We start from the raw sequence: 12,158 nt of genomic DNA on the forward strand, positions 1-12,158 counted from the left end.
GCCCCGGCGCCCTGAAGAGGGGCCGGGGCTCGGTTCGCCGGGGCGGGGGCGTCAGCCGAAGTTGCCGCCGATGATGCCTCCGTTGCCGTTCCCGCCGTTGCCGTTGCCGCCGTTGTTGGCGCCGCCGAGGGTCGTCAGGGTGATCGTCGTCCCGCCGGGGTTGTCGACCTGCTGGTTGCCCCTCGGGTCCTGCCTGATCACGAGCGCGTTGTCGCTCTGGTTGCTGCCAGGAGTGAACTGGATGTTGGTGAAGCCGGCCGCCTGCAGGGTCTGCCTGGCCTGCGCGACGGTCTGACCGACGACGGGCGGCACCTGCGTCTTCTGCTGCGCCTGCTTACCGATCTGGATGTTCACCGCCGAGCCCTTGTCGACCTGGGATCCGGCCTGGGGGCTGGTCTGGATGACCTTGCCGACCTGGTTGGGGTCGCTCGTGTCCACCTCGGTGCAGTTGCCGACGAGGTTGTTGGCCTGCATCTGCTGCTTGGCGGCGTCGCAGGCCTGGCCGGTGACGTCGGGGACGGTGGCCTTCTCGGCGGCCTTGGCGATGACGAGGGTGACCGGCGAGCCCTTCTGCAGCTCCGTGCCGTTCACGGGGTTCTGCTCCAGAACCGTGTCCGGGGCCTCCGTGGACTCCCTGGCCTTCGTGGTGACCTTGAACTGGTAGGCGTCGCCCTCCAGCTTCGCCTTGGCGTCGGCGAGGCTGAGACCGACGACACTGGGCACCTGCACCTTCGGTGCCCCGGTCGAGAGGACCAGGTCGACGGTGGAGCCCTTCTTGACCTCGCCGCTCTGCGGGCTCTGCGAGCAGACCTTGCCCTTGGGCTGGTCGTCGCAGGTCTTCGGGGTGAAGGTCAGCTTCAGGCTGACGTTGTCCGCCGTGCTTCTGGCCTCGGCCCGGGTCTGCCCGACGAAGTTCGGCACGGCCACCTTGTCGTTGCCGACTCCGTTCCCGCTGAAGATCCACTTACCGATCAGGATCGCGCCGACGAGGACCAGGATGCCCGCGACGACCAGGAGGATCGTCGAGGTGCTGGACTTCTTCTGACGGCGCCGGTCGGGGCGGTCGTCGTAGCCGAAGCCGCCGTCGTCCGGGTTCATGGGCGGCAGCATCGTAGTCGCGCCGGCCCCGCCGTCCGAGCGCAGAGCGGTCGTCGCCTGGTCGTCGCCGTGGTAGCCGCCGTAACCCACCGCGCCCATCGCGGCCGTGGCCGCGACCGGCTGGCCGTCGAGGCAGGCCTCGATGTCGGCCCGCATCTCGTCCGCGGACTGGTAGCGGTAGTCGGGGTCCTTGACCAGCGCCCGCAGCACGATCGCGTCCATCTCGGGCGTGATCTCGGGGTCGAAGACGCTCGGCGGCTGCGGCTCCTCGCGGACGTGCTGGTAGGCCACCGCGACCGGGGAGTCACCCACGAAGGGCGGGCGGACCGTCAGCAGCTCGTACAGCAGGCAACCCGTCGAGTACAGGTCCGAGCGCGCGTCGACCTGCTCGCCCTTGGCCTGCTCCGGTGACAGGTACTGCGCGGTGCCGATCACCGCCGCGGTCTGCGTCATCGTCATCCCGGAGTCGCCCATGGCGCGGGCGATGCCGAAGTCCATCACCTTGACCTGGCCGTTGCGCGTCAGCATGACGTTCGCCGGCTTGATGTCGCGGTGGACGATTCCGTTGCGGTGGGCGTACTCCAGGCCCTGGAGGATGCCGATGGTCATCTCCATGGCCCGCTCGGGCAGCAGCTTTCGGCCACTGTGAAGCAGCTCACGGAGCGTGGAGCCGTCGACGTACTCCATCACGATGTACGGGATCGAGACCCCGTCGATGTAGTCCTCGCCCGTGTCGTAGACCGCGACGATCGCGGGATGGTTGAGCGAGGCGGCCGACTGGGCCTCCCGGCGGAACCGGGCCTGGAAGGAAGGGTCGCGCGCCAGGTCGGCGCGCAGCGTCTTCACTGCCACGGTGCGTCCCAGACGGGTGTCATGCGCGAGGTACACCTCCGCCATGCCACCACGGCCGAGCACCTGGCCCAGCTCGTACCGGCCGCCGAGGCGACGCGGCTCTTCCATAGCTACCTACCAGCCCTCTCCATCGGTCCCGACCGGCACGACGTGTGCCGCCGGAGGCTGCTGTCCGGGCCTACCGTACCCGGCTCTCTTTGTGTGACCTGGCCAAGCCCGTCACCCGATACAGGACCGGTATCACAACGTGCACCGATGTGAAGGGGGCGTGACAGGGCTCACTTCCTGGAGTTGATGACCGCCTCCATCACGCTCTTCGCGATCGGCGCCGCGAGGCCGCCGCCGGAGATGTCCTGACGGTTGGCCTGTTCGTCCTCGACCACCACGGCGACCGCGACCGGCGAGCTGCCGTCGGGGAGCTTGGCGTAGGAGATGAACCACGCGTACGGCTTTCCGCTGTTGGCGACGCCGTGCTGGGCGGTACCGGTCTTGCCGCCCACGGTGATGCCACCGCCGATCTGCGCGCTCGTACCCGTTCCGGACTTGACGACCTCCTCCATCATCGACTGCAGCACCTGGGCGTTGTTCGACGTCAGCGGCTGGCTCAGCTGCTCGGGCTGGGTCTGCTCGAGGGTGTCCAGGTTGGGCGACTGGAGCTTGTCGACCATGTACGGCTTCATCAGCTTGCCGTCGTTGGCGACGGCCGAGGCCACCATGGCCATCTGCAGCGGGGTGGCGGCGGTGTCGAACTGGCCGATCGAGGACAGCTCGGTCTCCGACGCGTTCATCTTGCTGGGGTACACCGAGGCGCTGGAGCGCACAGGGGTGAACTGCTGGGCGTTGAAGCCGAACTTCTCCGCCTCGGCGCGCATCTTGTCCTTGCCGAGGTCGGAGCCGATCTTGCCGAAGACCGTGTTGCAGGAGACCTGCAGGGCGACGCGCATGGTGGCGTTCTTGCAGGGCAGGTTGCCCTCGTTCTTCAGCTCGGTGACGGTGCCCGGCATGGTCCACGGCAGCGGCGAGTTGGTCGCCTCGTCGGCCGACTTGTACAGGCCGTTCTGCAGCGCGGCCGCCGCGGTGACCACCTTGAAGGTGGAGCCCGGCGGGTAGGTCTCGCGCAGCGCCCGGTTCAGCATCGGGTCGGAGGGGTCGGCGTCCTTCTGCAGCTTCTTCCAGGCGTCGGCGTCCGTGCCGGACGTACCGGCGAACGACGAGGGGTCGTACGACGGGTACGAGGCAAGCGCCAGGATCTTGCCAGTGGACGGTTCGAGGGCGACGACGGCGCCCTTGCCGTGACCCTTGAGGCCGTCGAAGGCCGCCTTCTGCGCCGCCGGGTTCAGCGTGGTGACCACGTTGCCGCCCTGCTTGGGCTTGCCCGTGAGCATGTCGAGGGTGTTGCGGAAGAAGAGCCGGTCGTCGTTGCCGGTGAGGATGCCGTCCTCGATCGACTCGAGCTGGTTGGTGCCGAAGGCCTGCGAGGCGTACCCGGTGACCGGCGCCCACATCGGGCCGTCCTTGTACGTGCGCTTGAACTTCAGGTCGTTGAGCCCGTTGCGCTTGGTGTCGGCGGATCCGGTGATCGGGCTGCCGCCGACGATGATGTCGCCGCGCGGGGTGGAGTAGCGCGCGATGGTCACGCGGCGGTTCTTGTCGTCGTTCTTGAGGCTGTCGGCCTTGACGTACTGGAGCCAGTTGTCGCGGATGAGCAGCGCGAGGACGAGAAGGCCGCAGAAGAGCGCGATCCGGCGCAGGGGCTTGTTCACGGGCGGACCACCTGGGTCATCTCGGCGTCGGGGTTCGAGGCGGGGGCGGGCGCCGGGCGGCGTGCGGTGTCGCTGATCCGGATCAGGATGCCGATCAGGGCCCAGTTGGCGATGACGGAGGAACCGCCGTACGCCAGGAACGGCATCGTCATACCGGTCAGCGGGATGAGGCCCATCACACCGCCGGCCACCACGAAGACCTGCAGCGCGAAGGCGCCGGACAGGCCGATGGCGAGCAGCTTGCCGAACGGGTCGCGGGCGGCGAGGGCGGTGCGCACGCCGCGTTCCACGATGAGGCCGTAGATCAGCAGGATCGCCATGATGCCGGCCAGGCCGAGCTCCTCGCCGAAGGTGGCGAGGATGAAGTCGGAGTTGGCGGCGAACCGGATGAGGTCCGAGTGGCCCTGGCCGAGGCCGGAGCCCAGGGTGCCGCCGGAGCCGAAGGCCCACAGCGCCTGCATGGACTGCTCGGAGTGGCCCGCCACGCCCTGCTGGCTGAGGGTGTACTCCTTCATCGGGTCGAGCCAGGCCTGGACACGCATCTTCACGTGCGGCTCGAAGCTCGCCACGCCGACGGCGCCGACGGCGGACATCAGCAGACCGAAGACGATCCAGCTGGTCCGCTCGGTGGCGACGTACAGCATGACCACGAACATGCCGAAGAACAGCAGTGACGTGCCGAGGTCGGTCTCGAAGACCAGGATGAGGATCGAGATCACCCAGACGACCAGGATCGGACCGAGGTCGCGGCCACGCGGCAGGTACAGGCCCATGAAGCGGCGGCTGGCCAGGGCCAGCGCGTCCCGCTTCACCATCAGGTAGCCGGCGAAGAAGATGGCGAGCACGATCTTGGCGAACTCACCGGGCTGGATGCTGAATCCGGCGACCGAGATCCAGATCTTGGCGCCGTAGATGTTGGCCCCGAGGCCGGGGATGAGCGGCAGCAGCAGGAGGACCAGCGCGCCCACCATGGAGATGTAGGTGTAGCGCTGCAGGACGCGGTGGTCCTTGAGGAAGATCAGCACCACGACGAGCAGCGCGATGCCCATGGCCGTGTACATCAGCTGGGTGGGCGCCTTGCCGCCCGCCTGCTTGATGTGCTGCAGCAGTTTGGACTGGTCGAGGCGCCAGATGACGACCAGGCCCAGCCCGTTCAGCAGCGTGGCCAGCGGCAGCAGCAGCGGGTCCGCGTAGGGGGCGAACTTCCGTACGGCGAGATGGGCGACGCCGGCCAGCAGGCCGAGGCCCAGACCGTAGCTCAGCAGGCCGGCCGGCACCTCGTTGTTGATGGCCAGGCCCACGTTGGCGTAGGCGAACACCGGGATGGCGACGGCGAACACCAGGAGCGCGAGCTCGGTGTTGCGTCTGCTCGGTGCGCCGATCGCGCCGATCGTGGACGTGTGGTGCGTCGACGTGTTGGTAGTACTGCTCATCGTGTGACAGGGCCTCTCACGGCTTGCCTACTGCTTACCGCACAGCGAGACGACCTTCTGCTCTTCCTCCGAGAGAGTGGGGCCGGGGCTGGGAGTGGGCGCGGTCGCGGACTTGGAAGGAGACGTGGACGGGGACGACGGGGACGACGGGGACTTCGACGTCGACGGATTCGGCGTCGGTGTCGCCTTGGACGTAAAGGAGGTGCGGGTGGTTCCCGTGGTGCCGCCGGCCTGGCCCTGGCCCGTCGTGGCGTTGTTCTGGCTCTCCGCGGTACGGCGCTCGGCCTCCTTCCGGCACGCGGAGGCCTGCACCGACAGCTCGTCGATCTTCTTCTGCGCGGAGTCGAGACCGCCCGCGGCGATGGTCGACTTGACCTGGTTCTGCTGGTACGGCGGCAGGTACTTGAGTTCGATCTCGGGGTGGTCCTTCTGCACCTTCGACAGCTTCACCCAGGCCAGGTCCTGGCTGATGCCCTGGTACAGCGCGACGTGCTCGTCGTTGGCGCCGACGTAGTACTGGGTCTGCGTCCAGCGGTAGCCGCCGTACAGGCCGCCGCCGATGACGGCGAGCGCCAGCGCGGAGTACAGGGATCTCTTCAGCCACCTGCGGCCCTTGCGCGGCTTGACGAAGTCCTCGTCGCTGTAGCCGAACCCGTCCGCCGGGACGTAGCCGGTGGTGTCGCCGGAGCCGGGCGGGCCGAACTCGCCGCCTCCGCCTCCCTGTCCCGGAACCTGGCGGCCCAGGCCGGAGGCGCGGCCGGCCGGGGTCTGCATGATGCCGTTGTCGTGCAGGTGGTGCTGGTTCTCGGCGACCGCGCCGACCACGACCGGGGTGTCCGACAGCTGCCCGGCGAGGGTGTCGCCGGTGTCCAGGTCGAGGACGTCGGCGATGATGACGGTGATGTTGTCGGGGCCGCCGCCGCGCAGCGCGAGCTGGATCAGCTCCTGCACGGTCTCCTGGGGGCCCTGGTAGCTGGCGAGGGTCTCCTCCATCGTCTGGTGGGAGACGACGCCACTGAGGCCGTCGGAGCAGATCAGGTAGCGGTCGCCGGCCCGGACCTCGCGGATGGACAGGTCGGGCTCGACGTGCTCGCCACTGCCGAGGGCGCGCATCAGGAGGGCGCGCTGCGGGTGGGTGGTGGCCTCCTCCTCGGTGATGCGGCCCTCGTCGACGAGGCGCTGCACCCAGGTGTGGTCCTGTGTGATCTGCGTCAGGACGCCGTCGCGCAGCAGATAGGCGCGCGAGTCACCGACGTGGACGAGGCCGAGCCGCTGCCCGGTCCACAGCAGGGCGGTGAGCGTGGTGCCCATGCCCTCCAGCTGGGGGTCCTCCTCGACCATCGCGCGCAGCTGGTCGTTGGCGCGCTGCACCGCCGCGCCGAGCGAGGTGAGGATGTCGGAGCCCGGGATGTCGTCGTCGAGCGCGACGATGGTGGAGATCACCTCGGAGGAGGCGACCTCGCCGGCGGCCTGGCCGCCCATGCCGTCGGCGATCGCGAGCAGGCGCGGACCGGCGTAACCGGAGTCCTCGTTGCCCTCGCGGATCATGCCTTTGTGCGATCCGGCGGCGAAGCGCAGTGACAGACTCATGCGCACCTCGCCCGTCGGCTCCGGGTACATCCGCACGGTGCCCACCCTCCGGTCGGGAGCGCGCCGCGGTCCGGGGTGCCGGCCGCCACTGCGTGCTCGCTCCGCTCGCTCATTGTCGTACTACTTCCGCAGCTCGATGACTGTCTTGCCGATGCGGATCGGCGCGCCCAGCGGAATCGGTGTGGGGGTCGTCAGCCGGGACCGGTCCAGGTACGTGCCGTTGGTGGATCCGAGGTCCTCGACGATCCACTGGCCGTCGCGGTCCGGGTAGATCCTGGCATGGCGGCTGGAGGCGTAGTCGTCGTCCAGCACGATCGTGGAGTCGTGCGCGCGGCCGAGTGTGATCGTCTGGCCCTGCAGCGCCACCGTGGTGCCGGTGAGGGTGCCCTCGGTCACCACGAGCTTCGTCGGGGCGTTGCGGCGCTGGCGGCCGCCGCTCTGCTGTCCGCGCGGCTGCGGGGGCGCGGACTGCTGGCGTGCGGGCTGCTGCGGCCGCGCGGCGTCCCGGCGGGCTGCCCGCTGGGTGACACGCGTACCGAACAGGTCGCTGCGGATGACCTGCACGGCCACGATCACGAACAGCCACAGTACGGCCAGGAAACCCAGCCGCATGACCGTGAGGGTCAGCTCTGACATTGCCCCCGCTTCACCCTTCGGCTTGCCTATAGATAACGGTGGTGCTGCCCACGACGATCCGCGAGCCGTCGCGGAGCGTAGCGCGGGTGGTGTGCTGCCCGTCCACCACGATGCCGTTGGTGGACCCGAGATCCTGGATCGTCGAGGGCGTTCCGGTCCGGATCTCACAGTGCCGGCGGGAGACGCCGGGGTCGTCGATCCGCACGTCGGCGTCGGTGCTGCGGCCCAGCACCAGCGTCGCGCGGGAGATCTGATGGCGGTTGCCGTTGATCTCGATCCAGTAGCGGGTGCGCCCGCCGCTCGACGGAGCGGCCGCGGGCCGCTGGGCGGCGGGCTGCGGGTAGCCGTAGCCGCCGGGCGGCGGCGCGGACGGCATCGGAGGGGCCCCCGAGGCCCCCGCCGCGGGCGGGTAGCCGTATCCGCCCGGGGCGCCGGGAGCGCCGGGGCCGGACCGGCCGGCCGACGGGGACGAGGGAGCCTGCTGGCTGCTGGAGGAGGCGAGCGTACGGCTGCGGACCCGGTACAGGCCGGTGTCGAGGTCGTCCGCCTTCTCCAGATGGACCTTGATCGGTCCCATGAAGGTGTAGCGCTGCTGCTTGGCGTAGTCGCGCACCATGCCGGCGAGCTCGTCGCCGAGCTGGCCGGAGTAGGGGCTCAGGCGCTCGTGGTCGGGCGCGCTGAGCTCCACGATGAAGTCGTTGGGGACGACGGTCCGGTCGCGGTTCCAGATCGTCGCGTTGTTGTCGCACTCGCGCTGCAGCGCACCCGCGATCTCCACGGGCTGGACCTCTGACTTGAAGACCTTGGCGAAGGTGCCGTTGACCAGACCTTCGAGGCGCTGCTCGAACTTCTTCAGGACTCCCATGGGGCACCTCCTCCGTCGTTGCCGTCCCTGCGGGTCTTGCCGTCGTGCTGCTGTGTGCCGTTTACGTCGTGCTGCTGTGTGCTGTTTACCTGGTACTGCTTACTGATCGTATCCACGCGCCGGTAAATCGGCTGGTTCCCCCTGTCGGCCCCGTCGACCGGTGTCGACGCCTCCTCCGGTCACCTGCGAAGGCTGCCTCCGAGGTTCCCTGCGGAGCTCCTCTTCGAACTCGTTCGGGAAGTACTCCCACGCGTACTTCTGCCCAGGATCGTAGAGGCGGCCGCAGACCAGTGTCCCGCACCTGACTGTGGAGCTCGCCCGGCTCCTGGGGAGACGGGCGGGACCGGTACGAGGTTGATACGTGAACAGGCACACGTCGAGACGTGAAGAGGCACACACGCCGATACGTGAACAGGCACACACACCGATACGGAACGAGGGCCTCCGGTGCAGGTCGCAGGGGTGGGCCGTGCCCGGCCCCGGGGAAAGGGATGTGAACCCACCCCTTCCGGCGTGCTAATGTTCTGGATGTCGGAAGGCGCCGGCCCCAAGGGGCAGGAGCCGGAGGACACACCCAATGCGCGGGTGGCGGAATAGGCAGACGCGCTGGATTCAGGTTCCAGTGCCCGCAAGGGCGTGGGGGTTCAACTCCCCCCTCGCGCACAGCGAAGAACGGGTCTCTGCAGGTGACGGAAGTCACAGCAGGGGCCCGTTTCTTGTGTTGCCCGGCGGTTGTGAGACATCGCACAACATGGTCAAGACAGACGGCAGGCCCCCGGCGCGTGAACTATCTCACGGGCGGGGCCTGTCCGCGTTGTGCCGCCCGTTCCCTGATCTTGCGGCCGCCTTGCGCGGGCCAGTTGACGACTTCCTGGCTCGCCCACTCCCGCCCCGAAGGCCGGCAGCCGCATCGGGCCCTGCCCTGGTGATGGCCGTGGTGATCCCGACAACCGGCGGAGTTGTCCACAGGGTCTGACGCGATTTCGTCTTCGGCTGTACGGTCGGCTGAAGTTGATGTTCGTACGGGTACGGGGGAGGCGGTCGCGTGACCGAGGCAGGTGCGGTCGGTGCGGAAGCGGCGGAGCCGTTGCCGGTCCAGCGGTGTGCGGCGGACGCCGGCGGCACGCGCCGACTGCCCCGGGTGCGGGGGTTCGCGCAGTGGCCCGTCGAGGGGTCGCCCAAGGAAGAGGGGAAGGCGCTGCGGCGCCGGGTGCCGCGCAGGGCGCACGCCGCCGTCGACGTGGACGCCTTCCGCCCCGACGCGGTGACGGCGGTGGAGGAGTCCAACCTCGGCCGGATACCGGAGCTCACCACGATCCGGGTGGGCCGCATGGCGGCGACGCCGTTCGCGTTCCTGCGCGGCTCGGCGGGGCTGATGGCCCACGACCTGGCCCGCACGCCCATGACCCGGATCGGCGCGCAGATATGCGGAGATGCCCATGCCGCCAACTTCGGCCTGTACGGCGACGCCCGCGGCGGTCTGGTCATCGACCTGAACGACTTCGACGAGACGGTTCACGGCCCCTGGGAGTGGGATCTCAAACGGCTCGCCACCTCACTGGTGCTGGCCGGCCGGGAGGCGGGCTGCGACGAGGACCGCTGCCGTCAGGCCGCCTACGACGCGGTGGGTGCCTACCGGCGCACCATGCGGCTGCTGGCCAGGCTTCCGGTCCTGGACGCGTGGAACGCCATCGCGGACGAGGAGCTGGTCTCCCACACCGACGCCCACGACCTGCTCGGAACGCTGGAGCGGGTCTCGGAGAAGGCACGGGCCAACACCAGCGGACGCTTCGCGGCCAAGTCGACGGAGCCGGGTGAGCACGGCGGGCGCCGCTTCGTGGACGCGCCGCCGGTGCTGCGGCGGGTGCCGGACGCCGAGGCCGCGGCGGTGGCGGCGTCGCTCGAGCACTACCTGGCCACGCTCTCCGAGGACCGTCTCCCGCTGCTCGCCCGGTACGCGGTGCACGACGTCGCCTTCCGGGTGGTCGGCACCGGCAGCGTGGGCACGCGGTCGTACGTCGTGCTGCTGCTGGACCACCGCGGCGAGCCGCTGGTCCTGCAGGTGAAGGAGGCCAGGCCCTCCGCCCTGGTGCCGCATCTGGCGACGGCCGGTTTCGAGACGCCCGAGGTGACACACGAGGGGCGGCGGGTGGTGCTCGGCCAGAAGCGCATGCAGGTGGTGAGCGACATCCTGCTGGGCTGGACGACGGTCGAGGGACGCCCCTTCCAGGTACGCCAGTTCCGCAACCGCAAGGGCAGTGTCGACCCCGCCGCACTCGCCGCCGACCAGATGGACGACTACGGCCGCATGACCGGGGCCCTCCTGGCCCGTGCCCACGCCCACAGCGCCGATCCGCGCCTCATCGCCGGATACTGCGGCAAGAACGAGGAGCTGGACGAGGCCGTCGCCGCCTTCGCGGTCACCTACGCCGACCGCACGGAGGCGGACCACGCGGACCTGCTGGCGGCGGTGCGGTCGGGGAGAGTGGCGGCGGAGATGGGGGTGTGACGGCGGGCCCCGGACACAAGCGGCACCGCAGCCGAGGCCCTCGGCGTGGTGAGGGCACCGCCCGTGTGGCCTACGCTGTCTCGCGTGACGACCCCGGAAGCTGAGAACGGTGGCGTCGCCGGCGCGGACCGGGCGACGTCCGAGGACGCTGCGGCACGGCCCGAGGAGCGCTTGGAGCGTGCCGTACGGGCCGCCGAGCAGGCGCTCATCGAGTACGAGATCGCGTTGGAGACCTTCCGTGTGGAGGTCGAGAACTTCTCCCGGCTGCACCACCAGAGGCTCGGCCCGCTCTACGCCCGGCTCGACGAGCTGGAGGCGCAGCTGGCCGAGGCCAGGGCCGCGCGCACGGGCGACCCCGAGGACCTGCGCAGGGCACAGGAGGTACGGGCCCGGCTGCAGCCGATCCCGGGCGTGGAGGAGCTGCTGCACGGCTGGATGGACGGCAGCGGACTGTTCCCGGAGGCCGCCGCGATGCTCACGGACCAGCCGGTGCGGCCCCCGCAGCGGGTGCGGCCGAGCGAGGAGGCCCGCAGGCTCTACCGCGAGCTGGCCCGCCAGGCCCATCCCGACCTGGCGCAGGAGGACGACGAGCGCACCCGGCGTGAGGAGTTCATCACGCGGGTCAACGCCGCCTACGCCCGCGGCGACGAGCAGGAACTGCGGGAACTGGCCGAGGAGTGGGCAGCGGGTCCACGGCCGAAGGAGCAGCGGCCGAGCCGCAGCGAGGAGCTCTACGCCCGCCTCGAATGGCTCGCCCGGCGCAAGGAACTGCTCACCCTCGTCGCCAAGGACCTGGAGGAGAGCGCGATCGCCTCGATGCTCCGCCTCGCTCCCGACGACCCCGACCGCCTGTTCGACGAGATCGCCGAGCAGCTGCGCAACGACGTGGCGGCCCGGGAGGCGGAACTGGCGGTGCTGCTGGGTCAGGCGTGACCCGGCCTGCCCGTGCCCACGGGTGCGGCGCCGTCTTCGGGTAGCGTCGGAGTCATGCATTTCGGAGCTGGTGTGCCCACGGTCGGGGTCACGGACCTCAAGAACGGCGACTTCCTGCTGGACGTCCGTGAGGACGACGAATGGCAGGCGGGTCATGCCGAAGGGGCGCTGCACATCCCCATCAGCGAGTTCGTGGCCCGGTACGGCGAACTGACCGAGGCCGCGCCGCAGGACGGACGGGTCCATGTCATCTGCCGCTCCGGCGGGCGGTCGGCGCAGGTCGCGATGTACCTGGTCCAGCAGGGCATCGACGCGGTGAACGTCGACGGCGGCATGCAGGTGTGGGCGGCCTCGGGCCGGCCCGTCGTGACGGACCAGGGCCGGCCCGGCCACGTCCTGTGACCTTCTGAGCAGGCCGCTTCAGGCCCGCTGCAGGTCGCTCCTGGCCGCTCAGGGCGGCCGGTCCGGCGGGCGGGACG

Annotated in this window: 9 protein-coding genes and 1 tRNA gene; 4 read left to right on the forward strand and 6 right to left on the reverse strand. The window is 69.9% G+C overall.

Annotation, left to right across the window (positions count from 1 at the left end; all coding sequences use genetic code 11):
* Window positions 1-51: 51 nt before the first annotated feature.
* From pknB to AB0A61_RS00810, 6 genes are all read right to left on the reverse strand, one after another.
* A complete protein-coding gene (gene pknB, locus AB0A61_RS00785; protein ID WP_361283927.1) occupies window positions 52-2,058 on the reverse strand; it encodes a Stk1 family PASTA domain-containing Ser/Thr kinase in 2,007 nt (668 codons plus the stop codon).
* 170 nt (window positions 2,059-2,228) lie between these two features.
* Complete coding sequence (locus tag AB0A61_RS00790) at window positions 2,229-3,713, reverse strand: penicillin-binding transpeptidase domain-containing protein (RefSeq protein ID WP_361283930.1); 1,485 nt, start codon at window positions 3,711-3,713, stop codon at window positions 2,229-2,231.
* Window positions 3,710-5,146, reverse strand: coding sequence for an FtsW/RodA/SpoVE family cell cycle protein (locus AB0A61_RS00795; protein ID WP_361283932.1), 1,437 nt, complete (start codon window positions 5,144-5,146; stop codon window positions 3,710-3,712). The genes AB0A61_RS00790 and AB0A61_RS00795 overlap by 4 nt, the downstream gene beginning before the upstream one ends.
* 27 nt (window positions 5,147-5,173) lie before the next feature.
* A complete protein-coding gene (locus AB0A61_RS00800) occupies window positions 5,174-6,766 on the reverse strand; it encodes a Stp1/IreP family PP2C-type Ser/Thr phosphatase (RefSeq protein WP_361284961.1) in 1,593 nt (530 codons plus the stop codon).
* Between the two features lie 90 nt (window positions 6,767-6,856).
* Window positions 6,857-7,372 carry an FHA domain-containing protein gene (locus AB0A61_RS00805; RefSeq protein ID WP_361283935.1) on the reverse strand — a complete coding sequence of 172 codons (516 nt, stop codon included), beginning with the start codon at window positions 7,370-7,372 and terminating at the stop codon, window positions 6,857-6,859.
* A 10-nt stretch (window positions 7,373-7,382) separates the two neighbouring features.
* A complete protein-coding gene (locus AB0A61_RS00810; RefSeq protein ID WP_361283938.1) occupies window positions 7,383-8,237 on the reverse strand; it encodes a DUF3662 and FHA domain-containing protein in 855 nt (284 codons plus the stop codon).
* 579 nt (window positions 8,238-8,816) lie between these two features.
* On the opposite strand from AB0A61_RS00810, the gene AB0A61_RS00815 reads away from it, so the two are divergent.
* The 4 genes from AB0A61_RS00815 to AB0A61_RS00830 all read left to right on the forward strand — a co-directional run bounded on the left by AB0A61_RS00815 (window position 8,817) and on the right by AB0A61_RS00830 (window position 12,081).
* Window positions 8,817-8,900 (forward strand) — tRNA-Leu (locus AB0A61_RS00815).
* A 424-nt stretch (window positions 8,901-9,324) separates the two neighbouring features.
* The gene (locus tag AB0A61_RS00820) at window positions 9,325-10,746 is read left to right on the forward strand and encodes a DUF2252 domain-containing protein (RefSeq protein ID WP_361284963.1); all 1,422 of its coding nucleotides are present in this window, start codon (window positions 9,325-9,327) and stop codon (window positions 10,744-10,746) included.
* Window positions 10,747-10,830: 84 nt separating this feature from the next.
* A complete protein-coding gene (locus AB0A61_RS00825) occupies window positions 10,831-11,679 on the forward strand; it encodes a hypothetical protein (RefSeq protein WP_361283941.1) in 849 nt (282 codons plus the stop codon).
* A gap of 72 nt (window positions 11,680-11,751) precedes the next feature.
* Window positions 11,752-12,081 carry a rhodanese-like domain-containing protein gene (locus AB0A61_RS00830; protein ID WP_361284966.1) on the forward strand — a complete coding sequence of 110 codons (330 nt, stop codon included), beginning with the start codon at window positions 11,752-11,754 and terminating at the stop codon, window positions 12,079-12,081.
* The last annotated feature ends 77 nt before the right edge of the window (window positions 12,082-12,158 follow it).

Source organism: Streptomyces sp. NPDC046197 (assembly GCF_040646295.1).
Classification (GTDB): domain Bacteria; phylum Actinomycetota; class Actinomycetes; order Streptomycetales; family Streptomycetaceae; genus Streptomyces.